Origin of the sequence: Pseudomonas sp. GD04091, assembly GCF_029836165.1 — a bacterium.
GTDB lineage: Bacteria > Pseudomonadota > Gammaproteobacteria > Pseudomonadales > Pseudomonadaceae > Aquipseudomonas.
The window spans coordinates 43760-69229 of sequence record NZ_JAOEBG010000029.1; the positions used below are offsets into that span (position 1 = coordinate 43760).

Sequence of the window (25470 nt, forward strand, 5' to 3'; positions counted from 1 at the left end):
TCAACCCGAGGGCACTCAGGCCAGCGGCAGCACCGGCACCGGACGCTTGTCCTCGTCGATGGCGACGAAGCTGAACACGCCATGGATCGCCCGTTCGCGGCCGTCGAGGTACATGTTCTCGACGAACACATCCACCTGCACCTGCAGGCTGGTGTTGCCGACCTTGATCACCGTGCCCACCAGCTCGACGATCGAGCCCGCGGGGATCGGGTGCTTGAAGTCGATGCGGTCGGTGGACACCGTCACCAGCGGCAGACGGCAGAAGCGGGTGGCGGCGATGAACGACACTTCGTCCATCCACGCCAGCGCGGTGCCGCCGAACAGGGTGTTGTGGTGGTTGGTGGTGTTTGGGAACACCGCTTTGGTCACGCGGGTCACCGACAGTTCGGTGCGGCGCTGGATTTCCTGGTCTCGGGGGGTCATCTTCGGGTCACATCGCAAGGGCAGATTTCAGAAAGCAAAAAAGCAGCCCGAAGGCTGCTTTTTTCTCGCTAGGCGGCCTCGGCCACCGGGCAAACTGCACTCAGGACAGTTTTTCCTTGATGCGAGCGGCTTTGCCGGACAGGTCGCGCAGGTAGTACAGCTTGGCTTTACGCACGTCACCACGACGTTTCACGGCCAGGCTGTCGATCTGCGGGCTGTAGGTCTGGAAGGTACGCTCTACGCCAACGCCGCTGGAGATCTTGCGCACGGTGAAGGCGCTGTTCAGACCGCGGTTACGCTTGGCGATGACGACGCCTTCGAACGCCTGCAGACGCGAGCGGTCGCCTTCCTTCACTTTGACCTGGACGACAACGGTGTCGCCTGGTGCGAAGGTCGGGATCTCTTTGCTCATCTGCTCGGCTTCGAGCTGCTGGATGATCTTGTTGGTCATGCTGTGCTCCTAAGATGGATAACGTGATCCACCATCGATACGTTTAACTATCGTCCCGCTCGCGGAGATATTCCTCGAGCAGCTTCTTCTCTTCTCCAGAAAGCGAGCGACTTTCCAGAAGATCGGCGCGTCGTTCGAAGGTCCTACCAAGGGACTGCTTCATCCGCCAACGCCGGATATGTGCATGGTTGCCACTTAGCAACACGTCGGGAACACGCTGATCCGCATACACCTCAGGTCGGGTGTAGTGCGGGCAATCGAGCAGACCGTCGGTGAAAGAGTCTTCCTCCGCCGAGTCCACATGCCCTAAAGCTCCGGGCAGCAGCCGTGTAACCGCATCGATCAGTACCATGGCCGGCAGCTCGCCACCGGAAAGTACATAGTCGCCAATCGACCACTCCTCATCGACATGAGCCTCGATAAAGCGCTCGTCGATGCCTTCATAACGACCGGCGATCAGGATCAACGACTCCTGTTCGGCCAGGCCCTTGACCGCCTGCTGAGTCAGCTTGCGGCCTTGCGGCGAAAGGTAGATCACCTTTGCCGATGCTCCGGTCGCCTGCCTGGCGCTAACCAGGGCGTCTTCCAGAGGCTTGATCTTCATCACCATGCCCGGACCACCGCCAAACGGCCGATCATCCACCGTGTGGTGACGATCTGTGGTGTAGTCCCGCGGGTTCCAGCAGGTCACTTGCAGCAACCCTTGTTTCACCGCGCGGCTGGTAATGCCGTACTCCGTGATGGCCGAGAACATCTCGGGGAACAACGTGATGACGTCTACGCGAAGGTTACCCATCGTCTAGAAGTCCGCGTCCCATTCAACCCGCATCACGCCTGCTTCCAGGTCGACTGCCAGCACGCATTGCTCCGTATAGGGCAACAGACGCTCGCGATCATCCAGGCTGCCTGCGCAGGGCTTGACCACCATTACATCGTTCGCGCCGGTCTCCAACAGGTGATCGATCGTGCCGAACAGTTGTTCGTCCTGATTGATGACCTTCAGGCCCACCAACTGGTACCAGTAGTACTCGTCGGCTGCCAGGTTGGGCAAAAGGCTCCGCGGTATGCAGATTTCGAATCCGCTCAGAAGACGCGCTTCATCGCGATCATCGAGGCCTTTCAGTTTCACGACCAGGCCCTTTTGGGAGCCACGACCGCTGACCAGCTCGACCTGCTTAATCTTGCCTTCGTGCCGAAGCGTCCAGCGTCGATAATCCAGCAGGTTTTCAATCGGATCGGTAAAGGAATACACCTTCACCTCGCCGCGAACGCCGTGAACCGAAAAAATCTTGCCAACGACGATGAGGTCGTCAGCCTTTTCTGGCGTCGCGTTCATACTGCTCAGGCTGCAGCCTTGGCAGCTTCCTTCAGCAGCTGAGCAACACGCTCAGACGGCTGTGCGCCCTGGCTCAGCCAGTAGTTGACGCGCTCCTGGTTGACCGACAGCTTGACTTCGGCGCCAGCGGCGATCGGGTTGAAGAAGCCAACGCGCTCAACGAAACGGCCGTCACGGGCGTTACGCGAGTTGGTCACGGTCAGGTGGTAGAAAGGGCGCTTCTTGGAGCCGCCACGGGCAAGACGGATGGTTACCATGTGAACATCGTTCCTATAGTCGGTGCTGCAAAACTGAATGCCCAAATGGGCACAGGGTGCCCAAAAGGCCGCATATTCTCGGGGAATACACGGACATTTGCAAATGCCTTTTTCGGCAAGCCTTTGGCCCACCGCTCAGTTCTGCCGGTTGGAGCCGCCTCGCGGCGGCCATGTTCCCGCCGCAGCGGGGGTCTGGCCGGCTTCCTTATATAAGGAAGCCGGCCTGATTCGTTTACAGTTTCGGCATGCCGCCACCCGGCAGCATCCCACCGAGGCCGCGCATCATCTTGGCCATGCCGCCCTTGGTGGAGAATTTCTTCATCATCTTCTGCATCTGCTTGTGCTGCTTGATCAGCCGGCCGATGTCCTGCACCTGGGTGCCGGAGCCAAGGGCGATGCGGCGCTTGCGCGAGCCGCTGATCAGATCGGGATCGCGGCGCTCGGCGGGGGTCATGGAGTTGATGATCGCCTCCATCTGCTTGAACTGCTTCTCGGCCGCGCCCTGGGCGTTGCCCATCTGCGACAGGTTCACGCCACCGATGCTGGGCAGCTTGTCCATCAGGCCACCGAGGCCGCCCATGTTCTTCATCTGCTGCAGCTGGTCGCGGAAGTCCTCGAGGTCGAAGCCCTTGCCCTTCTTCAGCTTCTTGGCCAGCTTGTCGGCCTTGGCCTTGTCGATGTTCTGCTCGGCCTGCTCGATCAGGCTGAGCACGTCGCCCATGCCGAGGATGCGCGAGGCGATCCGGTCCGGGTGGAACGGCTCCAGGGCCTCGGTCTTCTCGCCCATGCCGATGAACTTGATCGGTTTGCCGGTGATCGCGCGCACCGACAGCGCGGCACCGCCACGGGCGTCACCGTCGACCTTGGTCAGCACCACACCGGTCAGCGGCAGTGCGTCACCGAAGGCCTTGGCGGTGTTGGCGGCGTCCTGGCCGGTCATGGCGTCGACCACGAACAGCGTCTCGATCGGCTTGACCGCGGCGTGCAGGGCCTTGATCTCGTCCATCATGTCGGCGTCGACATGCAGGCGACCGGCGGTATCGACGATCACCACGTCGATGAACTTGAGCTTGGCTTCGCGGATCGCCGCCTCGGCGATGGCCACTGGCTTCTGGCTGATGTCGGACGGGAAGAAGGTCACGCCGATGTCGTTGGCCAGGGTTTCCAGCTGCTTGATCGCCGCCGGGCGATAGACGTCGGCGGACACCACCATCACGCTCTTCTTCTTGCGCTCCTTCAGGTGGCGCGCCAGCTTGCCGGCGGTGGTGGTCTTGCCCGCGCCCTGCAGGCCGGCCATCAGCACCACGGCAGGCGGGGCGGCGTTGAGCGCCAGCTCCTCATTGGCCGCGCCCATCAGGCTTTCCAGCTCGGCCTGGACGATCTTCACGAAGGCCTGGCCCGGGGTCAGGCTGCGCGAGACTTCGGTGCCGACCGCGCGTTCCTTGATGCTGTTGACGAAATCCTTGACCACCGGCAGGGCGACGTCGGCCTCGAGCAGGGCCATGCGCACTTCGCGCAACGTGTCCTTGATGTTGTCTTCGGTCAGCTTGGCCTTGCCGGTGACATGGCGCAGCGTCTGTGACAGGCGGTCGGTCAGGTTTTCGAACATGGTGATCCTTTCAGGCCCAGTGAAGCCGAGGTTTTTCAGGTGCCCAGGTGGAGATGTACACGCGCCGGGCAGAGCAAGGCGGCGATTATAGCGGAGACTGCTTCCTGCGCACACCTCGCTCGGGACCACCGGCCGGGCTTGCCCCGCGATTGATACGCAGTCTTCCTTGCCTGCCGGGTTCTATGCCAAACTCCGTCCCTTTAGGGCTTGCCTGCCAGGACTTATGTTCTCTTCACCCAGCCTCATCCCCAATCTGATCGCCGCCTTCCTTTATCTGGCCGCGACCGTCTACCAGGCCACCGGCCTGGCTCGTGGCGCCCGCGCCGACAAGCGGCTGCTCGGACTGCTCGGCGCCCTGGCGGTCATCGCCCAGGGCGGCGCCCTGTTCTTCCAGCTGATCACCCCGCTGGGCCTGAGCCTGGACTTCTTCAGCGCCGCCAGCCTGATCGCCGCGGCGGTGATCGGCCTCACGCTCCTCGCCTGCCTGAGCATTCCGGTGGAAAACCTGCTGGTGCTGCTGTTCCCGCTCGGCGCGGTGACCGCGCTGCTGGCCCAGTTCGCGCCGCCCGGCACGGTGCCGCTGATCAACGAGGAACCGGGCATCCTCGCGCACATCCTGCTGTCGATCCTGGCCTACGGCCTGTTCACCATCGCCGTGTTCCAGGCCCTGCTGCTGCTGCTGCAGGACCACCAGCTCAAGCACAAGCACCCGTCGGGGCTGATCCGCAACTTCCCGCCGCTGCAGACCATGGAAAGCCTGCTGTTCGGTTTCCTCTGGGCCGGCTGGGTGTTGCTGTCGCTGTCGCTGATGTCCGGCTGGCTGTTCCTCGACAACCTGTTCGCCCAGCACCTGGTACACAAGACGCTGCTGGCCTGCGTGGCCTGGATCGTGTTCAGCGTGCTGCTGTGGGGCCGTACCCGCCTGGGCTGGCGCGGCCACAAGGCAATCCGCTGGACCCTGGCCGGCTTCTGCCTGCTGATGCTGGCCTACTTCGGCAGCAAGCTGGTCCGCGAATTCATCCTGCACATCTGACGGTCGCCCATGGACACCCTGCCGTACGCCCCGTTGCTCGGCACCCTCGCCCTGGCCCTGCTGTGGTCGGCGCTGTTCACCGCGGTGGATGCCGCCCGCCAGCAGCTCAATGGCCACGCCGAGCCTGCCCTGCCCGCCCAGGGCCTGGTGCTCGGCGCCAGCCTCGGCAAACTGCTGGTACTGGGCCTGGCCTGCCTGATCGGCCAGCGCTACAGCGGTGAACACGGTTTCTGGCTGGCCGGCCTTGCCGCCGGCCTCACCCTGCTGGTGCTCGCCGAGTACCTGCCGCGCCGCCTGGCCCGGCGCAACCCGCAATCGTTCCTGAGCCTGGGCGGCAATCTGCTGAAACCACCGCTGGCGCTGCTGCAGCCGCTGGGTTGCCTGCTCGATGGTTGCGCCCGACTGATCCTGCGCCCGTTCCGCGTGCAACCAAGCGCCGTGGCCCTGCACCCGCAGCAAGACGACGAACGCGACGAGGATGCCCCCGGCGATACGCCCCGCCCCGGTCTGCTGGATGGCCTGCAGGCGCTGGACAAGATCACCGTCAACGACATCCTGGTGCCGCGCAACGAGGTCGACGGGGTCAACCTCGACGACCCCATCGAGCGCATCATCGAGCAGTTGATCGTCAGCCGCCACACACGCCTGCCGGTCTACCACAACGACATCAACCAGGTCGAAGCGGTGCTCAACACCAAGCTGATCAGCCACCTGCTGCCACGGGCCGAGCTGACCCTGGAGAAACTCCGGGCGGCCTGCTACGAACCCTACTTCGTACCCGAAAGCACCCCGCTGCAAATGCAGCTGCTGAACTTCCACAAGCAACAGCGGCGCATGGGCGTGGTGGTGGACGAATACGGCGAAGTGCTCGGCATCGTCACCCTGGAAGACATTCTCGAAGAAATCGTGGGCGAGTTCGAGGACGAGCAGAGCCTCGACAATCCCCATGTCCACCCCCAAGCCGATGGCCGCTTCGTCATCGAAGGCACCGCGTCGCTGCGCGAGATCAATCGCACGCTCGGCTGGCACCTGCCCTGCGACGGCGGGCCGAAAACCCTCAACGGCCTGGTCACCGAAGCCCTGGAAAGCATTCCGGCAAGCGCGGTATGCCTGAAAATCGGCCGCTACCGCCTGGAAATCCTCGAGACAGAGGACAACTGCGCCAGCAAGGTACTGGTCTGGACCGTGACTCGATAGCTATACTCGCGCCACGCTTACCCAGCCCTGCCGTCCCGCCTGCTACCCGCACCCAGCGTCCCACGGCCAGTGCGCACCACTGACACGCCCCGCGGTCCTGCTTCAGCACCCCGAACAGCGCCCGCTCCCTTCCTATCCCCTGGGCTATCGTCAGTCGGGCGACCAACAACAATACGCTCCGGCTCCCGTGTGCCCGCCACATGGGCCGTGCCCCATGGAGCATGACTGTCAGGGACCTTCGCATGACTACCAGCAGCACCTACGCCGAACCAGCTTCGGCGACCCCGGTCAATTCCCCTGCCCGGGTGGCCACCGCCAGCTTCATCGGCACCGCCATCGAGTTCTACGACTTCTACGTCTACGCCACCGCCGCCGCGCTGGTGATCGGGCCGGTGTTCTTCCCCTCGGGCTCCGGCACCGCGCAGATGCTCGCGGCCTTCCTGACCTTTGGCATCGCCTTCCTCGCCCGACCGCTGGGTTCGGCGCTGTTCGGCCACTTCGGCGACCGCATCGGGCGCAAGTCGACGCTGGTCGCTTCGCTGCTGCTGATGGGCGTCTCCACCACCCTGATCGGCGTGCTGCCCGGCTACGACAGCATCGGCGTGTGGGCGCCGATCATTCTCTGCGTGCTGCGCTTCGGTCAGGGCCTGGGACTGGGCGGCGAATGGGGCGGCGCGGCGCTGCTGGCCACCGAGAACGCACCGCAGGGCAAGCGTGCCTGGTTCGGCATGTTCCCGCAGCTCGGCCCCTCGATCGGCTTCCTCGCGGCCAACGGCCTGTTCCTCACCCTGGCCCTGGTGCTCAGCGACGAGCAGTTCCGTGAATGGGGCTGGCGCATTCCGTTCCTGCTCAGCGCCGCGCTGGTGCTGGTCGGCCTTTATGTACGGCTGAAGCTGGAGGAAAGCCCGGTGTTCGCCAAGGCGGTCGCCCGTCACGAGCGAGTCAAGATGCCGGTGGTCGACCTGTTCGCCCGCTACTGGCTGCCCACCTTGCTGGGCGCCGCGGCCATGGTGGTGTGCTACGCGCTGTTCTACATCTCCACGGTGTTCTCGCTCAGCTACGGCGTGACCACCCTGGGGTACAGCCGCGAGACCTTCCTCGGCTTGCTGTGCTTCGCCGTGGTCTTCATGGCCCTGGCCACGCCGCTGTCGGCCTGGCTCAGCGACCGTTACGGACGCAAGCCGGTGCTGGTGGTCGGTGGCCTGCTGGCCATCGCTTCGGGCTTCACCATGGAACCGCTGCTGACCTCGGGTTCGACCACGGGCGTGGCGCTGTTCCTGGCCATCGAGCTGTTCCTGATGGGTGTGACCTTCGCGCCGATGGGGGCGTTGCTGCCGGAACTGTTCCCGACCCACGTGCGTTACACCGGGGCCTCGGCAGCCTACAACCTGGGCGGCATCGTCGGCGCCTCGGCGGCACCGTTCTTTGCCCAGAAACTGGTGAGCATGGGGGGATTGAGCTGGGTGGGGGGATATGTGTCGGTGGCGGCGGTGATCAGTCTGATTGCTGTGTTGTGCCTGAAAGAGACGCGCGATACCGCACTTTGAACCATTGGGGCTGCTTGGCAGCCTTTCGCGGCACAAGGCCGCCGCTCCCACAGCGCGCCCCCTGTAGGAACGGCCTTGTGTCGCGAAAGGGGCGCAAAGCGCCCCCCCGCAATCTCAGATCAGAACTCGACCTTGACCGCCTGCGAAGCCCGGGTCGCCTTGGCCCGCGCCGCCTCGACCGACTCATCGCGCGCCAGACACACGCCCATGCGCCGGGTGCCATTGATTTCCGGCTTGCCGAACAGGCGAATGGCGGTATCCGGCTCGCTCAGGGCGGCGCCGAGGTTGGCGAAGCTGGTCTGCTGCGACTGGCCTTGCGGCAGGATCACCGCCGAAGCCGACGGGCCGAACTGGCGCACCACCGGGATCGGCAGGCCGAGAATGGCGCGGGCATGCAGGGCGAACTGCGACAAGTCCTGGGAAATCAAGGTCACCAGGCCCGTGTCGTGCGGACGCGGCGAAACTTCGCTGAACCACACCTGGTCGCCCTTGACGAACAGCTCGACGCCGAACAGGCCGCGGCCGCCCAGCGCGTCGGTGACCGCCTGGGCCACGCGCTGCGACTCGGCCAGCGCCTTCGGACTCATGGCCTGGGGCTGCCACGACTCCTGGTAGTCACCCTTCTCCTGACGGTGCCCCACCGGCTCCAGGAACGTGGTGCCACCGACATGCCGCACGGTCAGCAAGGTGATCTCGTACTCGAAGTCGATGAAGCCCTCGATGATCACCCGGCCCTTGCCGGCACGGCCGCCTTCCTGGGCATAGTCCCAGGCCTTCTGCAGGTCGTCGGCGCCGCGCAGCAGGCTCTGGCCCTTGCCCGACGAGCTCATCACCGGCTTGACCACGCAGGGATAGCCCAGGTCGGCCACGGCCTTCGCGTAGTCCTCGAAGGTATCGGCGAAGTGGTACGGCGAGGTCGGCAGGTCCAGCTCTTCCGCGGCCAGGCGACGGATGCCTTCACGGTTCATTGTCAGCTGGGTGGCGCGGGCGGTGGGCACCACGTTGAAGCCTTCGCTCTCCAGTTCCACCAGGGTGGCGGTGGCGATGGCCTCGATTTCCGGAACGATGTAGTGCGGCTTTTCCGCCTCGATCACTGCGCGCAGGGCGACGCCGTCGAGCATGTTGATCACATGGCTGCGATGCGCGACCTGCATGGCCGGCGCGTGGGCGTAGCGGTCCACGGCGATCACCTCGACACCCAGGCGCTGCAGCTCGATCACCACTTCCTTGCCCAGCTCGCCGCAGCCGCACAGCAGTACACGGGTCGCGGTCGGCGACAATGGGGTTCCGATACGGGTCATTTCAGGTCCTCGAAGACGTCCGGGGCCGCGCCACGCTGGCTGCCGCCCGCTGAAAAATGGACCGCCATTCTACATCAGGAAGTCGCCACCGCGCGCCGTGCACGCCAGGCCATGATCAGCCACACCGCCGTGACCCCGGCGAACTTAGACGCCATCGCCGTGCCGACCACCGCTGGCGTCAGCGCGCCGATCATGCCGAAGAAGATGAAGGTGTCCACCGGGATGCTCAGCGCCGAACTGAGCCAGAGACGATCGCGCAGAGGGCGGCGGGTGACGCTGAACACCAGCCAGTCGATCAGTTCGGACACGAAGAACGCGGTGGCGCTGGCCAGGGCGATGGCCGGCTCCGAGGTCACGTACGAGAGCACCAGCGCGACCAGCATGGCCAGCAGCGCGCCATGCCCGTAGCGGGTCTGCACCATGTCGCGCAGGATGAACACCAGGCCGCCCCAGGCGGACCAGATCACGTCCAGGTGCGGCGCGCTGGAGAAGGCGTAGTTGATCAGCACCACGCTGCTGATGTAGGCGATGAGATAGAACATGTTCTGTGTGTTCGGTGGACCAGCCGCACAGAGTACTTGAATTTGCAGTCAGCGCCAGACTCTTCGCGGGTTTACCCGCGAAGATGCCCGCGCAGATTCTACGATCCGATGATCAGCCCGGCCGCCAGCGCCCGCTCATGGCACTTCTTGAGCACCTCCCGGCGCTGCTCGTTGTCCATTCGCCCCCAACGGGTGATCTCGTCCACCGTGCGCTGGCACCCGGTGCAGATATCCTGCTCGTCCAGCGCGCAGATACTGACGCAGGGCGAGGCCACTGGCCGTTCGTCAGTCTTCATCGATCACCAGGTCGCGGGCATAGCGCTGGGCGTTGTGCACGTAATGCGCGGCGCTGGCCTCGAGCATGCGCTTGTGCTGCTCGCTGAGTTCGCGCACCACCTTGCCCGGCGAGCCCATCACCAGGGAACCGTCGGGAATCTCCTTGCCTTCGGGGATCAGCGCATTGGCGCCGATGATGCAGTGCCTGCCGATGCGCGCCCCATTGAGGATGACCGCGTTGATACCGACCAGGCTGTAGTCGCCTACCGTGCAGCCGTGCAGCATGGCGTTGTGGCCGATGGTCACGCCCTTGCCGATCGTCAGCGGCGAGCCCATGTCGGTGTGCATCACCGTGCCATCCTGGACATTGCTGTCCTCGCCGATGTCGATCAGCTCGTTGTCGCCGCGCAGCACCGCACCGAACCACACGCTGGCCCGCGCCTGCAGGCGCACCTTGCCGATCAGCGTGGCATTGGGCGCGGCCCAGCTCTCGGGATGGGCTTCGACCCGCAGGTCGCCCAGGCGGTATTTCATGTGTCGCTCCTCACGGTAGGTTCGGTGGCGGGGTGAGCCCCGCTCAATTCTGGATGAGACGCTCGGGGGGCTGGTGCAGGCTGATACCGGCATCGAACAGCAGGTTGACCAGTTCGACGATCATGATCGCCGACAACCCCCAGATCTTGTATTCGCCGTAACGATAACTGGGCACGTACCAACTGCGTCCCTGATAGTCGATACGGTGGGTATGCTCACGCGGGTCCTGGCGGAAGAACGCCAGTGGCACGCTGAACACGGCGGCGATTTCCGCGTCATTGGCGCGGTACTCGACATAATCGGGAATCAAACCGACGAATGGCGTCACCTTCAGGCCATGCAGCGAAATCACCGAGCTGAGCGGGCCAAGCACTTCCACCAGGCCAGGGGGCAGGCCGATTTCCTCTTCGGCCTCACGCAGGGCGGTGAACACCAGGTCAGGGTCCTCCGGATCGCGCCGGCCACCTGGAAACGCCACTTCGCCACCGTGGGTGGACAGGCCCTTGGCCCGTAGCGTGAGGACCAGCTCCGGCTCGTCGCTGCGGGTGATGGGCAGCAGTACCGCCGCCTCGGGGAAACGGCGATCCACCTCGAGTGACGCGGGGGTGTGGTTGCTCATTCGGCGAAGAAGCTCGTCCAGCATTACGCACTCTCGATTCCAAGGCCTGCCCCGCATGATGCACCAAAGCCGCGAGGCACCCAAGCCCCGCCCGCAGGCCGCTTGCGGTGGGCGGGCCGGGCACGCCAAGATAGCCCGACCCCACAGGAATGAATAAAGCATGAAATTCTGCAGCGCGTGTGGCCAGCCGGTCACCCAGCGAATCCCCGAAGGCGACAGCCGCCCGCGCCATGTGTGCGAGCATTGCCACACCATTCATTACCAGAACCCCAACATCGTCGCCGGCGTACTGCCCATCTGGGGCAGCCAGGTGCTGCTGTGTCGTCGTGCCATCGAGCCGCGCCGCGGCTTCTGGACCCTGCCCGCCGGCTTCATGGAGAACGGCGAGACCCTGGATCAGGCCGCCCGTCGCGAAACCGTCGAGGAAGCCTGCGCCCGAGTCGGCGACACCACCCTCTACCAGCTGTTCGACCTGCCGCACATCAATCAGGTGCATGTGTTCTTTCGCGCCGAACTCGCCGACCTGGACTTCGCCGTCGGCGTCGAGAGCCTGGAGGTGCGCCTTTTCGAGGAGCACGAGATCCCCTGGGATGAGCTGGCTTTCCGGACCGTCACACGCACACTAGAATGCTATTATCGCGACCGCATCAGGCAGCACTACCCGATAGGCCATGAATACCTGCCGCCGATGAACGTCTCGTCGTCCACCACTTAAGTCTTCAGGGATAGGTTTCATGCGCTGGCTGCTTGCCCTCTTCTGCCTCAGTGTCGTCTCGGTGTCGCAAGCGGCCTTCACCGAGACCATCATCCGCAAGACTCCGTCGGCCACGCCGTCGCCGGTCCAGCCGGCCGCCGGTGCCGCCCAGCAGGAACGCCTGATCGACAAGGTGCTGGTGATCAAGTCCGAACGCCGGCTGCAACTGATCAGCCGGGGCGAACCGCTCAAGACCTACCGCATTTCCCTGGGCAAGCAGCCCAAGGGCGCCAAGGAGCGCGAGGGCGACAAGAGAACCCCCGAAGGCCTGTACTGGCTGGACTGGCGCAAGGTCAGCGACCGCTACAACCTGGCCATGCACATCTCCTATCCGAACATCAGCGACGCGGCCAAGGCCCGGCGTGAAGGCGTGGCCCCCGGCAGCATGATCATGATCCACGGCACGCCGATCAACGAAGAGTACCCGGAGTGGTACTTCCACACCCTCGACTGGACCGAAGGCTGCATCGCCATGCGCAACGACGACATGCAGGAAGTGTGGAGCATGGTCAAGGACGGGACGCTGATCGAGATTCGCCCCTGAGCGCAGCGGCGATGTGGTGACGTCACCAGCGCACCACCCGCTGGCCCTGCAACGCCTCCGCCCCCAACCATTGCACCCCACGCAGCACCGGCGTCAGCCCGGCCTCGGGCTGCACCTCGATATCCACCGTTGCCCGGCGTCCCGGCAGATCGGCGTCCAGCACCAACTGGTGCTGGCCCGGCAACCGCAGATTCCCGGATAGCCGCCAGCCTCCCTGGCAGCGCATCTCGATCGCCCCTTGCCCCAACCCGAGAGACCAGGGCTCGACCAGCGCCAGGTCGTTCACCGTGATGCGCCCTTGCGCGGCCTGGCATTGCCGCCCCGCCCCCTGCAGCCGCATCACCCCTTGCCATTGCCCGCCCAGACGGTATCCCTGCGGCACACTGTAGCGCCTGCCCAGGGCCTCCACCTCGGCCTGCCAGCGCCACGGCCAGCCCTTCAGTCGCGCCTGCCAGCCCTGCCCCTGAAACCCTAGCCAGAGCTGTGCTTCCAGACGCCACGGGTTCAGGTCCCAGCGTAGCGGCCCGACCGTCCCCAGCCGTGCCGCCTGCCCCTGCCACAGGCTACCCGTGACACCCTGCAGGGGCAGGCCCAGCCAACCGGCCGGCCATTGGGCCAGCAAGGTCAGGATGAACACCAGGCCCAACCAGGCACCGGCCCGGCGACTCATGGCAGGACCTGCACATCGAAGCGCAGCCCGTCCTCGTCGCGCATCAGCCCCCACTGCAGCGGCTGCGCACCGTCCTCGCGCAACGCCTGCAACCATTCCTGCAGGACCTGCGCCTCGGCCACCTTGCCGCGCAGCCGCCAACGTGCGCCGTCGGGTTGCACCTCAACGAGATCGATGTGGCGGGCCTGGGCCGACTGACGCAAGCGTTCCAGGCTCAACGACGGGCCCTCGCGCAGCCCCGCCACCGATTCGGCCAACCCGCGCCATTGCGCCCACTCACGCCAGACGCCCAGCCCTTCGCGCAACGCGAGGAACGCCAGCAGCACGCCCACCAGCCCCCAGGCCAGCCACAGCCGATGATGCCGGCTCACGATGCCACCCCCAGGTCGAACACCACGCGGCGCCCGTCCTCCTCGACCTGCGCCGGCGCACCCATGGCCGTGGCCATGGCCTGCCAGGGTGGCGTGTCCCCTTCGCCTTCGAGCTCCAGGTGCCAGCGCTGCCCATCGAAGCGCACCGCCCGCAACTGCCAACCGGGATTCCCGCTCAGCCACGCCTGCAACTGTGCCTGCAACCCTTCGAGCCGACGCAGGCGTACCTCACGTTCATTCTGCTCGTCACGCAGACGCTTGAGTGCCTGGGCGGCCTGGCGCGGCGAGGCCTGCGCCGCGGTCACCGCCAACACCTGCTCACGATAGACCTTGGCCTGGCGCCATTGCTGCGCGCACCACAGCCCGCCCCAGGCCACGGCCAGCACCAGGCAGGCGACAGCCAGCCGCCACTGTGCCACGGCCAGCCTCAGGCGCGGTCGAGCGCGACGGCTTTCGAACAGCGCCGGCACACGGTCAAGACTGGCCAGCGTCGGTGGCCATGCCCCCTCCACGGTGCCCGGCGCCCCGTCCTGCCAGTCCACAGGCGCGTCCAGGCCTGGTGTTCGCGGCCAGGCCAACCAGTGCGCCCGACCCTCGCCGTCGACGCCGGTGCAGAGTGTCATCTCCCCACGTTGCCAGACATGACACCGCTCAGGCAGCAACTGGAACTCCGCCCAGCAGCGCTCCACCGGCAAGGCCCACGCGTCGCATTGCGCCCGCCACTCGTCCAGCCACCGTCGCGCCACCACCACCAGCCGCAGCTGGCCGGGCAGGCGCCCGACACAGGCGCAGCTGACTTCGTCTGCGGCCTGGGCCAGTCGGTCTTCGAGCAGCAGCGACCATTCCTCGCGCTTGAGCCCGGGCGGCGCGGGCACCTGGAAGTGGCTGCAGTGCTCGGCGGGAACGATCAGGGCGATCCGCGCACCCAGCCCTGCCGGAGGTTGACCCTGCCCTGCGCGCACGGGCCGCCCCTGCTCGACCAGCAACCAGTCCCACGCCTGCCCCGGGCGCAGCAGCAGCCAGGGTTGTGTCGTTGACCGGCGGCGCCACTCAAGCTTCATGAACGCCCCCAAGGCAGAACGAAGGTACAGGCATACGGTGCTCCATCGCGCACAAGCTCCACGCGCACGCCCCGTCCGGGGTGCGCCGGTTGATCAGACGGCCAGGCCAGCCAACGGCCGGACTGGTGGTAGAGGATGTTCATCGCGCTGACCCGTTCGAGTCGCTCACGCACGACCCAGTGAGAAGCCGTGGCGGCATACAGGTCAGCCGAGGTTTCCAGCAGCAGGCGTTGTTCGCGGGGCTCGAATCGCAGGCGCTGGCGTTGCAGGCGCGAGCCACCCTCGGCCTGCGGCCAAGCGGCGGCGGCCACCCACAGCAACTGCTGGCGATCGGGTTGCCAGTCGAACCAGCGCGGCGCCAGTGGCAGGCGTTGTTCGTACACGCGGCGCAACAGCGGGCTGTCGAAACGCCGCTCCAGGGCCAGGCAGAAGTCCAGCACGCCGGTTTCGCGCACCTGTGCGTCGAGCCGTTCGCGCACCTTCAGCCAGCCGTTGACCAGTGCCGACAGCAGCACGCCGAGCAAGGCGGTGAGCGCCAGGGCCACCAGCAGCTCGATCAGGGTCAGGCCCGACTGGCGACGCTTCATGGCCGCTCCAGGAAAACGGTGTACTGCCCCAGCGGCAGGCGCTGGTCGCGGTCGGCATGCAGCAGCAATTCGCCCCGGCGCAGATCGCGCACGCCCGTGCGACGCAGTTGCAGCTGCCAATGGCAGGCCTGCCCGCCCTCGACCAGCACGCCGCTGTCCTGGTTGGCCGCCGGCCAGTACTGCTCGACGGCGAAGCGCGCCTGCAGCTCGCGGGCACACAGCAGGCCCAGGCGGTGCTGCTGCACGGTGTCCTGCACGGCCAGGCGCTGGCGCAGGACCTGGCTGGTGATCACCGCCAGGACTGCGGCGATGCCCAGTGCCACGCTCACTTCCAGCAACGTGAATCCTTGCTGCCGGCGTTTCATGGGCTATCGCTCACACGCAAGCGCCCGCCTCGGTCCCAATCCCATCGCTGGCCACCCTCGGGCCAGCGCCAGCGCAAGCTGCCCGGGCGCGCCCAGCCATCCGGCGTGAACAGCACAACGGGCACCTGGCTGGCCGCCCAGTCCGGGCGCAGGCCCTTGGGCCAATCACCCAGCGCGACCGGTTCGACCACCCACTGCTCGCCCTGACGACGCACGAACTCCGGCTGCTGGCCGTTCCAGCGCAAGCCGCGCAACTGGCCGGCATGGCGTGCCAGGTCGGCCTGGGCCACGGTGGCGGCGGCCAGGCGGTCGAGGGCCTGGTCGACGCTGCTCCTGCCGCTGTCGAGCCAGGCCACTGCCAGGCTGGTCATCAGCGCGGCGATGGCCAGCACCACCAGCAGTTCGAGCAGGCTGAAGCCACGTTGATGGCACAGGAAAGCGGGGGCCGCTTCGCGCCCCTTTCGCGACACAAGGCCGCGCCTACAGACGAGTGCATTTTCTTGTAGGAGCGGCCTTGTGTCGCGAAAGGGGCGCGAAGCGGCCCCGACAATGCCAAGCCGGACACACATTCCAGTCACCTCAAAGCGCCCAGTTGCCCAGATCGGCATCGAGCCCTTCGCCGCCCGGCACACCATCGGCGCCCAGCGAATAGACATCCACCCGGCCATGCTCGCCGGGCATGCGGTACTGATACGGCGTGCCCCACGGATCCTCCGGCAGACGACGGATATAGCCATCGCTGCGCCAGCTGCGTGGCAGCGGTTCCTGGGTCGGTTTGTTCGCCAGCGCCGCCAGGCCCTGCTCGTTGCTGGGGAAGCGCAGGTTGTCCAGGCGGTACATGTCCAGCGCCTGCTCCAGGGTCGCCAGGTCGGCCATGACCTTCTGCTTCATGGCCTTGTCCTGGTTGCCCAGCACGCTGGGCGCGACCACGGCGATCAACAGGCCGATGATGAAGATCACCACCATGATTTCCATCAGCGTGAAGCCTCGCTGGCGGGTACGTCGTCGTTGCATGAAAGGTCTCCTTGTCACAGTTGCAGTCCCTGGTTGAGCTGCATGATCGGCAGCAGCACCGCCAGTACGATGAACAGCACCACCGCGCCCATCACCAGGATCATCAGCGGTTCGAACAGCGCCATGGCGGTGTCCACCTGGCGGGCGAAGCCGCGCTCCTGGTCATCGGCCACGCGTTCGAGCATGTCGGCCAGGGTGCCGCTGGCCTCGCCGCTGCCGACCATGTTCACCAGCAACGGCGGAAACTGGCCGGCGCCATCCAGCGCCCGGTGCAGGCTGGTGCCGCCCTGCACGTGCTGGCGTACCTGGTCCATGGCGGCGCGAATCCGTCGGTTGCCGACCGTCTCGGTGGCCACCTGCAAGGCTTCGAGCAGGGCCACCCCACTGCCGCAGAGAATGGCCAGGCTGCGCGCCAGGCGCGCGCTCTCCAGCACCTGCAGCACCACGCCGACCCGCGGCAGGCGCAGCAGCAGATCGTCGCGACGCAGACACCAATGCGGTTTGCGCAGCAGCCAGCCGCCGAGCACGGTCAGTCCGATCGCCAGCGCCAGCAGGTAGGGCCCGGCATGTACCAGCCCCTGGCTGAGGCCGATCAGCAGCGAGGTGATGAGCGGCAGGCTCTGCCCGGAATGGGCGAACTGTTCGGTGAGCTTGGGCACCACGAAGGTCATCAGGCCGACCACCACCGCCAGCGACACGCCCATCAGCACCGCCGGGTAGATCAGCGCGGTACGGGCCTTGTGGCGCTGACGCTGGACCTGTTCCAGATGCTCGGCCAGGCGCGCCAGCACCTGTCCCAGGCGCCCGGAGCGCTCGCCGGCCTCGACCAGCGCGCAGTACAGCCCGGTGAACGGCGTGCCTTGGCGAGCCAGGCTGCGGGCCAGGCCCAGGCCTTCGGCGAGGGAGCCTCGCAGGGCCACCAGCACCGCATGCAACGCCGGCTGACGCAGTTGCCGCTCCAGGGTGGCCAGGGCGTCGACCAGCGGAATGCCGGCGCCGATCAGGGTCGCCAGTTGCCGGGTCAGCTCGCACAACTGGGCACGGCTCAGGCGCTGGCGTCGTGGCTGAGCCTGGCCGCTCTCGTGGCGCTGCAACTGCCGGGCGAACAGGCCCTGTTCGCGCAGCAACTGGCGCGCATGCCGCTCGCTGTCGGCCTGCACGCTGGCCTTGTGCGCCTTGCCGGCAAGGTCCACGGCCTGGTAGCGATAGGTCGGCATGCTTATCCCTGCACCACGCGCAGCACTTCGGCCAAGCTGGTCTGGCCGCGGGCCAGGCAATCGCTGGCCATGGCCACCAGGCTCTGTCGACGGCCGTCCAGGTAGGCCTGCATCGCCAGCTCGCTCTCGCCGTCGTAGAGCAACGCGACCAGCCCGGCATCCAGCTCGATGAATTCGTACAACCCCAGGCGGCCGACGTACCCGCTGCCCTGGCAGTGCTCGCAGCCCACCGGGTGATAGCTCTCGGGCAAGCTGCCCAGTTCCGGCCACAGCTCACGCTCGGCCGGCTGCAGCGGGTGCGCCACGGCGCATGAACACAGGCGCCGCACCAGACGCTGGGCCAGCACGCCGCGCAGGCACGAGGCGATGAGGAAGGGCTCGATACCCATGTCGCGCAGGCGGGTGACCGCGCCCACGGCGCTGTTGGTGTGCAGGGTCGACAGCACCAGGTGCCCGGTGAGGCTGGCCTGCACGGCGATCTGCGCGGTCTCCTGGTCGCGGATTTCGCCAAGCATGATCACGTCCGGATCCTGGCGCAGGATCGCGCGCAGGCCGCTGGCGAAGGTCAGCCCGGCACGGGGGTTGATGGCGGTCTGGCCGATGCCGGCGATGGCGTACTCGACCGGATCCTCGACGGTGAGGATGTTGCGGCTGCCGTCGTTCAGGCTGTTGAGGCTGGCGTACAGCGTGGTGGTCTTGCCCGAGCCGGTGGGGCCGGTGGACAGGACGATGCCGTTGGGCCGCGCCAGGCAGCCGCGCAGGCCGCGCAGCACCGCGGCGGGCATGCCCAGGTTGTCCAGCGCCAGCAGGCTGGCCTGCTTGTCGAGCACGCGCATCACCACCCGCTCGCCGTGGATGCCGGGCAAGGTCGAGACCCGCACGTCCACTTCGCGCCCGGCGGCGCGCAGGGTGATGCGGCCATCCTGGGGCTGGCGCTTTTCGGCGATATCCAGCCGCGCCATGACCTTGATCCGCGACACCAGCATCGCCGACAGCGCCCGTGGCGGGCGCAGCACCTCGCGCAGGTGACCGTCGATGCGCAGGCGCACCACCAGGCTCTGCTCGAAGGTCTCGATATGGATGTCCGAGGCGCGCAGGCGCAGGGCCTGGCCGAACAGGCCGTTGATCAGGCGGATCACCGGGGCTTCGTCGTCGCTCTCGAGCAAGTCCTCGATGCGCGGCATCTCGCTCATCAGGCTGTCCAGGTCGACCTGCTCGCCGATACCCTCGATCAGCGCTTCGGTCGCCGCCTCGCCGGCCTGGTAGAGCTGGCCGAGGCGCTCGTCGAACACGGCGCTGTCGAGCCGCTCGACACAGCCTGGCTGGCCATGCACGCGCAACAGCTCCTGCACCTGATCACTGTCGGCATCGCTGCGCAGCCACAGCTGCCAGCCTTCCTCGGCCGGCGCCATGGCCACGCCGCTCTGGCGTGCCAGGCGATAGGGCAGCATCACCAGTCCCCGCCTTCGAGCCGCGCTCGGCTGGAAGGGAACACCTGCAACAGCGGCAGGCCTTCGGCCAGCTCCGGCAGCTTGAGCGGCGTGTTCTGCTGCAGGCTCTGGTACTTCTGCTGGCTCAACCCGGCCAGGCTCTCGCCGTCGCGCAGGATGCGCGGACGGATGAACACCATCAGGTTCTGCTTGGTGTTCTTGCTGGCGTCGGAGCGGAACAGTCGGCCCAGCCCCGGGATGTCACCCAGGAACGGCACGCGCTGGTTGCTGGTGGAGAGCTCGTCGCTGATCAGCCCGCCGAGGATCACCAGGCCGTTGTCCTCGACCATCACCTTGGTCTTTATCTCGCGCTTGTTGGTGATCACGTCGCTGGCGGCGCTTGAGTCGGCGATCGACGATACTTCCTGGACGATGTCCAGGCGCACGCTGTTGTCGATGTTGACCTGCGGCTTGATGCGCAGCTTCACCCCCACTTCCTTGCGCTCGATGGTCTGGTACGGATTGGCGTTGTTCTGGGTCACCGAGCCGGTGACGAACGGCACCTCCTGGCCGACCAGGATCGACGCCTCGGCGTTGTCCAGGGTCAGCAGGGTCGGCGTGGACAGCAGGTTGAAGCCGCTCTTGCCCTTGAGCGCGTTGACCAGCATGGCGAAGTTGAAGCCGCCGCCGAAGTGACCGATGCCGGCGGTAGCGCCGGTGGTGGCCGACAGCAGCTTGCCGAGTTTCTCGTTGTCGCCGCTGCTGGCCGCGCCGGCGATGCTGGCGATGTTCACGCCGTTGCTGCCGAAGTTGACGATGCCGGCGCCGAACTTCTCGTCGGCGAACAGCCACTGCACCCCCAGCTCCTGGGCACTGCTGTCGGAGACCTCGGCGATGATCGCCTCGACCACCACCTGCGCCCGGCGGATGTCCAGCTGCTCGACGATGCTACGGTAGGCGGCCAGTTCGCTGTCGGGGCCGACCATCACCACGGCGTTGGTGCCCTCCTCGTACTCCAGACGGATTCCCGAATCGCTGGCCGCCTGCACCGGCGCGTCCTTGCCCTCGCCCTCCGCGGCCGGCACCGCGCCGGTCTGGCTCAGGCCGCGCAGGACCTTGACCACTTCGGCGGCATTGGCGTGGCGCAGGTAGATGACCTGGGTGTTGCTGCTGCGCAGGTTGTCCCCGGGCCGGTCGAGCTGGGCCAGCAAGGCCCGCACCCGCTCGCGGCTGTCGGCGCTGCCACGCACCAGCAAGGCATTGCTGCGCGGGTCGGCGACCACCTGGGCGGCATCGGCGCCCTGCTCGCGGGCCAGCAGGCGGGTCACCAGGCCGGCAGTGTCGGCGGCGCTGGCGTGCTTGAGCGGGATGACCTGCAACGGCTCTTCGCTGACCTGGTCGAGCTGGCGCAGCAGGCTGTCGATCCGTTCCAGGTTGCTGCGCCAGTCGGTGACCACCAGCAGGTTGGCGGCCGGGTACGGGGTGATCACGCCGACCCGTGGGTCGATCAGCGGCTTGAGGATGCCGAGCATCTGCTCGCTGGCGGCGTTGCGCACGTTGAACACCCGGGTGGCCACACCGTCGCTGCCCTCGGACTTCTTGCCGGCGCTTTCCACCGGCACAGGCTCCAGGCGCGCTGCCTGGTCGGGAACGATCTTCACGCTGCCATTGGGCAGGTCCACCGCGGCGAAACCCTGTGCCCGCAACTGGGCAAGGAAGATGTCGTAGATGGCATCGGCGTCATGGCGATCGACCGTGCGCACGGTGACCTTGCCCTTGACCCGTGGATCGACTATGAACGTCGTGCCGGTGATGCGCGACACACTGTCGATGAACTCACCGAGCTCGGTGTCGACGAAATTGACTTCGTACAGCGGCGTGCCGTCGTCGGCGAACACCTCCGGCTCTTCGGCCTGGGCCAGGGACATGCCGAGCACCAGCAGCCCGACCAGACAGTACCTTGCGATCATCATTCATCCTTGGCGCTTGAAGCCGGTCACGGCGGGGCGTGGCGGCCAGGGCAGACGCTCGCGCCGCCCGTTGTTGTCGAAGATCAAACCCTCGGCATCGATGTCCTGCAGCACGATGCCCGGCGCCAGGCGCTGGCCGCGCCCGAGGGTGCGCACCTGCTGGCCGTGACGCAGCACCACCACGCTGGCCGACAGCGGCTGGGCCTTGAGACCGCCCAGGTAGGCCAGGGGCAGGCGGGTAAGCGGAATGCTGGCGTCGTCGACGGGCGCCTGCCAGTGCTCGACCAACAGGCCCGGCAGCGCGATCTGCGCTTGCGCGGGCGCGCTGGCCGGCAGCGGCTGGCGGCCGAGCAGCAGCACGCACTGCGCCGCCAGCCAGCCGGCCAGGGTCAGCAGCGCGAAACTGAGAAGGCGAGCGGTCACGCGGCCACCTGGTGCGGATGCCAGCCAGGATGGCCCTGCACATAGCGCACGGCCGGCAGTTGCAGCGGCGCCAGCGCCCAGCCCGGCGCCTGCCGGGTCAGCCAGGCTTCCAGGGTCTGCCACAGCGGCACGCCGGCCTGGGCGTCGAAATGCAGGCCGAAGGTGCGGCACAGCCCCTCGACCGGCTGCAGGCCGATGATGCGCTTGCCGTTGGGGCTGTAGCTCACCTGCCAGTTCTGGCTTTGCCAGCGTGGCAGGTCCTGGCTGTTGTCCAGCAGCAACGGATCGCCGAACAACTGCTCGGCGGCATTCTCCAGCACCTGTTCGACCTGGCGCGCCGGGGCCTCGACCACGGGGGCCGGATAGCCGCCGGTGAGGCTGATCAGGTGTTCGCGGGTGATCGCTTCACCCGCTTGCAGCGGGTAGTCGTAGCGTAGGCCGGGCAGCAGCACCGGCATGCTCGAATCGTCGGCCAGGGCCAGGTGCAGCAGGCGGTCCCAGCTGCCGCCACGGGTATCGCGACGCCACAGCGCCTCGGGCGCGCGGGCCAGCGGCTGGTCGAGCCAGGCGGCGTGGCCGCTGCGCTGGCGTTGCAGTTCACCGCGCAGCTGGCTGGCGCGGGCCTGGGCCTGCGGCCCGAGGCTGTGCTCGAAGGCCGGGAAGAAACGCGCCTCGAACTGCCATTGCCCGCCCACCTGGCGGCAACGCAGGCGAAACGCGCCGCTGGCCCGGCAGCCGGCGAACAGCACCGGGACCCGGCGGCCGCTGGACTGGGTCGCCTGCACCGGTGCCGGCCACAGATCCTGGCCGCGGGCGCAGAGCAGCACATCCACCTCCGGCACGCGCTCGGCCAGCCACAGTCCGGGGCCGGTGCCGACATCCGCCAGGGCCACCACCAGGTCGGCCTCGCGCCGGGCCTGCTGGAAGCTGGGCTGAAGAGATTGGTACCACTGTTTGAGAGACGCCTTCTGGTCCTGGGCGTACGGATCGGTAACGCCAACCACCGCAACACGCACACCACCGCGCTGGAACACCTTGAGGCCTTCGACGCCCAGCGCCTTGGCCTGGGTGTCGGCGAGTCCGGCACCGAGGGTCATGGTGGAAGACTGGCGATAGAGCCCGGCACTGAGCTGCGGCCACAGCACCCGCTCATCGCTGCTGACCCGTACTTCGCTGCCCAGCAACTGGCTGCCCTGCACGCCGCTCTCGCCCTGGGTGAGGTAGGCCAGGCCGCTGCCGTTCCAGCACTGGCCGTTCTCCAGGGTCAGGCAGTGCTCGCTGCCGGCTTCGGCGCGCAGCTGTTCGAGCAGCGCCGCCAGCGTCGCATAGCCACCGGTGCGGGCCTGTGCGGCGAGGTTGGCATCCAGCAGCGGCGCCAGCGCCGGCTCTGCGGCGCTGGCGTTGGGCCCACTCATCCACGGCGCGCGCCCCAGGCGGCTGACCGGGCCAAGGCGCGTGGCCGGAACCACGGCCCGGCCCGGCTGGCGGGCATCGAGGGTATCGGCCACATACAGCAGGTCCAGCGCACGATCACCGCCGCCACGTGGCCCCGGTAGTGCCGAGCAGGCGCCGAGCAACGGTGCCAGCGCACCGACGCCCATCCAGCTGATCACCTCGCGCCTGCCCACACTGCTTGCCATCGACTCCGCCATCCCTGTTCACGTTGGGCCCCGGATATTGCGGCGTTGGCGTGACAGTTTGATGGCAGAAAACCGCTGCTAATTCCAAAAAAATCTGTATCAAGAGGCAGTAATAACGGCGAGTTTTAAACTCTCGTTAACATTTCTGCCAATCAATCATCATACTTGCCGTCTAAAGTCGCGGTTTCCTTCAACTCAGCCAAAAAAAGGACACCCTGATGAGTCGAGATACCGGCGACAACCTGGACCGGAACCTGAGCGGCAACCTGCCGATGGCCAGTGTCATGGACACCTACCTGAGCCGCCGTACCGTGGTACGCGGCAGCCTTGGCGCCGCCATCGCCATGATCGCCGGCACCGGCCTGACAGGTTGCTTCGACAGCGGCGGCGGTTCCGATCACGATGATCCAGTGACCCCTCCAGAGCCGGAAAAACCAAAACTCAAACTGGGCTTCAATTCGATCACAGGTTCGCGCACCGACGCCTGCGTGGTGGCCGCCGGCTACAGCGCCTACGTGCTGGCGCCCTGGGGCACGCCGCTGAACGCCACCGCCAACCCGTGGAAGGCCGACGGCAGCAACAGCTCCACCGACCAGGCCAACGCGATGGGCATGCACCACGACGGCATGCACTTCTTCCCCATCAATGGCAGCTCCAGCGATGGCCTGCTGGCGATCAACTTCGAATACATCGACACCGCCGCCCTGCACCCGGCCGGCCCCACCACCGTCGCCGGCAAGCGCCCGGTCGAGGAGGTGCGCAAGGAGATCAACGCCCATGGCGCGGGCGTGGTGCGCATCAGCAAGGTCGCCGGGCGCTGGCAGGTGGTCGACAACGACCCGCTCAACCGCCGCTTCACCACCGTCTCGCTGATGGACATCGCCGGCCCCCTGCGCGGCACCGACCACGTCAAGACCAAGTTCTCGCCCACCGGCACCCAGTGCCGCGGCACCAACAACAACTGCGGCAACGGCTACACCCCGTGGGGCACCTACCTGACCTGCGAGGAGAACTGGCCTGGCATCTTCGTCAACAAAGGCACCCGTCCGGCCGACCAGGTGCGTATCGGCGTCTCGTCCAGCAGCGGCCAGTACAAGTGGGAGACCGCCGCCGGTGACGCCAGCGAGGTGGCCGATGAGTTCGCCCGCTTCAACATCACCCCGACCGGCGCCAGCGCCACCGACGACTACCGCAACGAAGCCAGCACCTACGGCTACATCGTCGAGATCGACCCCTACACCAACAACACCCTGGCGGTGAAACGCACCGCCCTAGGCCGCTTCCGCCACGAAGGCTGCTGCCCGGGCCTGCCGGTGGCCGGCAAGCCGCTGGTCTGGTACACCGGCGATGACTCCAACAACGAATACCTGTACAAGTTCGTCTCCGACGCGGTATGGGACCCGGCCGACGCCAACCCGGCCAACCGCCTGGCCACCGGCGCCAAGTACCTGGACAAGGGCAAGCTCTACGTCGCCCGCTTCGATGCCAACGGCACCGGCGTGTGGCTGCTGCTCGACGTCGCCACCCCGACCACTGGCGGCAGCACCCTCGGCGCGCTGTTCAGCGACCTGCCGGGCATCATCCTCAACACCCGTGGCGCCGCCGACGCCTTGGGCGCGACGCCCATGGACCGCCCGGAGTGGACCGCCGTCAACCCACTCAACGGCGACGTCTACCTGACCCTGACCAACAACAGCGCGCGCACCGCGGCCAAGGTCGACGCGGCCAACCCGCGCGGCCCGAACCGCCATGGCCACATCATCCGCTGGCACGACAGCGACGATCACAAGACCTTCACCTGGGACATCTTCGTGTTCGGCGCCAACGCCGCCGGCACCCCGGATATCAACCGCTCGGGCCTGACCGAACTGAACCAGTTCGCCAGCCCCGACGGCATGAGCTTCGATAGCCGCGGCGTGCTGTGGTTCGAGACCGACAACGGCGAGACCACCCTGACCAGCTACACCAACGACCAGCTGCTGGCGGTGATCCCCACCGACCTGGTGGATGCCAACGGCAAGCAGATCCCGGTCAACGCCACCAACCAGGTGGACCTGCGCCGCTTCTTCGTCGGGCCGAACGGCTGCGAGGTGACGGGGATTGCCTTCACCCCGGACAACAAGACGATGTTCGTCAACATCCAGCACCCGGACAACTGGCCGACCACCGACAAGGCCACCGATGTGACGCCGGCCGGCACCTCGGTACGGCCACGGGCCTCGACCGTGGTGATCCAGCGCAACGATGGCGGCGAGATCGGCACCGTCTGATTCGCCCCAAGCGCCGGGCCGCTCCCACA

29 protein-coding genes are annotated in these 25470 nt (G+C 66.8%); 6 read left to right on the forward strand and 23 right to left on the reverse strand.

The annotated features are described in order from the left end of the window. Positions 1-15: 15 nt before the first annotated feature. The 6 genes from N7422_RS24525 to ffh form a co-directional block, all read right to left on the reverse strand. Positions 16-423, reverse strand: a complete 408-nt coding sequence (locus N7422_RS24525) for an acyl-CoA thioesterase (protein ID WP_279808949.1) — start codon at positions 421-423, stop codon at positions 16-18. Between the two features lie 100 nt (positions 424-523). Then, on the reverse strand, positions 524-874 hold the full coding sequence (gene rplS, locus N7422_RS24530) for a 50S ribosomal protein L19 (RefSeq protein WP_011535315.1): 351 nt from the start codon (positions 872-874) through the stop codon (positions 524-526). Between the two features lie 43 nt (positions 875-917). Next, on the reverse strand, positions 918-1670 hold the full coding sequence (gene trmD / locus N7422_RS24535; protein ID WP_008094486.1) for a tRNA (guanosine(37)-N1)-methyltransferase TrmD: 753 nt from the start codon (positions 1668-1670) through the stop codon (positions 918-920). A 3-nt stretch (positions 1671-1673) separates the two neighbouring features. Further along, entirely contained in the window at positions 1674-2210 is a 537-nt protein-coding gene (gene rimM / locus N7422_RS24540; protein WP_279808950.1) for a ribosome maturation factor RimM, read from the reverse strand. Positions 2211-2215: 5 nt separating this feature from the next. Continuing rightward, positions 2216-2467, reverse strand: a complete 252-nt coding sequence (gene rpsP, locus N7422_RS24545) for a 30S ribosomal protein S16 (RefSeq protein ID WP_279808951.1) — start codon at positions 2465-2467, stop codon at positions 2216-2218. Between the two features lie 232 nt (positions 2468-2699). Further along, positions 2700-4076: a signal recognition particle protein gene (gene ffh, locus N7422_RS24550; RefSeq protein WP_279808952.1), complete on the reverse strand. Its 1377-nt coding sequence runs from the start codon at positions 4074-4076 to the stop codon at positions 2700-2702. Positions 4077-4299: 223 nt separating this feature from the next. On the opposite strand from ffh, the gene N7422_RS24555 reads away from it, so the two are divergent. The 3 genes from N7422_RS24555 (at position 4300) to N7422_RS24565 (ending at position 7853) form a co-directional block, all read left to right on the forward strand. After that, positions 4300-5109: an inner membrane protein YpjD gene (locus N7422_RS24555; protein ID WP_279808953.1), complete on the forward strand. Its 810-nt coding sequence runs from the start codon at positions 4300-4302 to the stop codon at positions 5107-5109. 9 nt (positions 5110-5118) lie between these two features. After that, the gene (locus N7422_RS24560; protein ID WP_279808954.1) at positions 5119-6306 is read left to right on the forward strand and encodes a transporter associated domain-containing protein; all 1188 of its coding nucleotides are present in this window, start codon (positions 5119-5121) and stop codon (positions 6304-6306) included. 242 nt (positions 6307-6548) lie between these two features. Then, complete coding sequence (locus tag N7422_RS24565) at positions 6549-7853, forward strand: MFS transporter (RefSeq protein WP_279808955.1); 1305 nt, start codon at positions 6549-6551, stop codon at positions 7851-7853. A 119-nt stretch (positions 7854-7972) separates the two neighbouring features. Here N7422_RS24565 and purT read toward each other — a convergent pair whose 3' ends face one another. The 5 genes from purT to N7422_RS24590 all read right to left on the reverse strand — a co-directional run bounded on the left by purT (position 7973) and on the right by N7422_RS24590 (position 11149). Further along, entirely contained in the window at positions 7973-9154 is a 1182-nt protein-coding gene (gene purT, locus N7422_RS24570; RefSeq protein WP_279808956.1) for a formate-dependent phosphoribosylglycinamide formyltransferase, read from the reverse strand. Positions 9155-9228: 74 nt separating this feature from the next. Further along, positions 9229-9696, reverse strand: coding sequence for a VUT family protein (locus N7422_RS24575; RefSeq protein ID WP_279808957.1), 468 nt, complete (start codon positions 9694-9696; stop codon positions 9229-9231). Positions 9697-9794: 98 nt separating this feature from the next. Beyond that, complete coding sequence (locus N7422_RS24580) at positions 9795-9992, reverse strand: DUF1289 domain-containing protein (protein ID WP_110738362.1); 198 nt, start codon at positions 9990-9992, stop codon at positions 9795-9797. Beyond that, complete coding sequence (locus N7422_RS24585) at positions 9982-10506, reverse strand: gamma carbonic anhydrase family protein (protein WP_279808958.1); 525 nt, start codon at positions 10504-10506, stop codon at positions 9982-9984. The genes N7422_RS24580 and N7422_RS24585 overlap by 11 nt, the downstream gene beginning before the upstream one ends. A gap of 43 nt (positions 10507-10549) precedes the next feature. Further along, positions 10550-11149: a CoA pyrophosphatase gene (locus N7422_RS24590; RefSeq protein ID WP_279808959.1), complete on the reverse strand. Its 600-nt coding sequence runs from the start codon at positions 11147-11149 to the stop codon at positions 10550-10552. A gap of 136 nt (positions 11150-11285) precedes the next feature. Here N7422_RS24590 and N7422_RS24595 point away from each other — a divergent pair, with 136 nt between their 5' ends. Next, the gene (locus N7422_RS24595) at positions 11286-11840 is read left to right on the forward strand and encodes an NUDIX hydrolase (protein ID WP_279808960.1); all 555 of its coding nucleotides are present in this window, start codon (positions 11286-11288) and stop codon (positions 11838-11840) included. A gap of 19 nt (positions 11841-11859) precedes the next feature. Next, entirely contained in the window at positions 11860-12423 is a 564-nt protein-coding gene (locus N7422_RS24600; protein WP_279808961.1) for a L,D-transpeptidase family protein, read from the forward strand. Between the two features lie 22 nt (positions 12424-12445). Here N7422_RS24600 and N7422_RS24605 read toward each other — a convergent pair whose 3' ends face one another. From N7422_RS24605 to N7422_RS24660, 12 genes are all read right to left on the reverse strand, one after another. Continuing rightward, complete coding sequence (locus N7422_RS24605; protein ID WP_279808962.1) at positions 12446-13093, reverse strand: general secretion pathway protein GspN; 648 nt, start codon at positions 13091-13093, stop codon at positions 12446-12448. Beyond that, complete coding sequence (gspM, locus tag N7422_RS24610) at positions 13090-13464, reverse strand: type II secretion system protein GspM (protein ID WP_279808963.1); 375 nt, start codon at positions 13462-13464, stop codon at positions 13090-13092. The genes N7422_RS24605 and gspM overlap by 4 nt, the downstream gene beginning before the upstream one ends. Further along, the gene (locus N7422_RS24615) at positions 13461-14525 is read right to left on the reverse strand and encodes a type II secretion system protein GspL (RefSeq protein WP_279808964.1); all 1065 of its coding nucleotides are present in this window, start codon (positions 14523-14525) and stop codon (positions 13461-13463) included. Before N7422_RS24615 ends, gspM begins: the two co-directional genes overlap by 4 nt. Continuing rightward, positions 14522-15112, reverse strand: a complete 591-nt coding sequence (locus N7422_RS24620; protein WP_279808965.1) for a prepilin-type N-terminal cleavage/methylation domain-containing protein — start codon at positions 15110-15112, stop codon at positions 14522-14524. The genes N7422_RS24615 and N7422_RS24620 overlap by 4 nt, the downstream gene beginning before the upstream one ends. Further along, the gene (locus N7422_RS24625; RefSeq protein WP_279808966.1) at positions 15109-15477 is read right to left on the reverse strand and encodes a type II secretion system protein; all 369 of its coding nucleotides are present in this window, start codon (positions 15475-15477) and stop codon (positions 15109-15111) included. Before N7422_RS24625 ends, N7422_RS24620 begins: the two co-directional genes overlap by 4 nt. Then, positions 15474-15911, reverse strand: coding sequence for a type II secretion system minor pseudopilin GspH (gene gspH / locus N7422_RS24630; protein WP_279808973.1), 438 nt, complete (start codon positions 15909-15911; stop codon positions 15474-15476). The genes N7422_RS24625 and gspH overlap by 4 nt, the downstream gene beginning before the upstream one ends. A gap of 145 nt (positions 15912-16056) precedes the next feature. Next, on the reverse strand, positions 16057-16491 hold the full coding sequence (gene gspG, locus N7422_RS24635; protein ID WP_279808967.1) for a type II secretion system major pseudopilin GspG: 435 nt from the start codon (positions 16489-16491) through the stop codon (positions 16057-16059). Positions 16492-16505: 14 nt separating this feature from the next. Further along, positions 16506-17708, reverse strand: a complete 1203-nt coding sequence (gene gspF, locus N7422_RS24640) for a type II secretion system inner membrane protein GspF (protein ID WP_279808968.1) — start codon at positions 17706-17708, stop codon at positions 16506-16508. 2 nt (positions 17709-17710) lie between these two features. Further along, positions 17711-19159: an ATPase, T2SS/T4P/T4SS family gene (locus N7422_RS24645; protein ID WP_279808974.1), complete on the reverse strand. Its 1449-nt coding sequence runs from the start codon at positions 19157-19159 to the stop codon at positions 17711-17713. Further along, a complete protein-coding gene (gene gspD / locus N7422_RS24650) occupies positions 19159-21108 on the reverse strand; it encodes a type II secretion system secretin GspD (protein ID WP_279808969.1) in 1950 nt (649 codons plus the stop codon). The genes N7422_RS24645 and gspD overlap by 1 nt, the downstream gene beginning before the upstream one ends. 3 nt (positions 21109-21111) lie before the next feature. Continuing rightward, positions 21112-21531 (reverse strand): pilus assembly protein PilZ, encoded by a 420-nt coding sequence (locus tag N7422_RS24655; RefSeq protein WP_279808970.1) that lies wholly within the window; start codon positions 21529-21531, stop codon positions 21112-21114. After that, positions 21528-23171 carry a lipoprotein UxpA gene (locus tag N7422_RS24660; RefSeq protein ID WP_279808971.1) on the reverse strand — a complete coding sequence of 548 codons (1644 nt, stop codon included), beginning with the start codon at positions 23169-23171 and terminating at the stop codon, positions 21528-21530. Before N7422_RS24660 ends, N7422_RS24655 begins: the two co-directional genes overlap by 4 nt. 218 nt (positions 23172-23389) lie before the next feature. On the opposite strand from N7422_RS24660, the gene N7422_RS24665 reads away from it, so the two are divergent. Then, positions 23390-25441 (forward strand): PhoX family phosphatase, encoded by a 2052-nt coding sequence (locus N7422_RS24665; RefSeq protein ID WP_279808972.1) that lies wholly within the window; start codon positions 23390-23392, stop codon positions 25439-25441. The last annotated feature ends 29 nt before the right edge of the window (positions 25442-25470 follow it).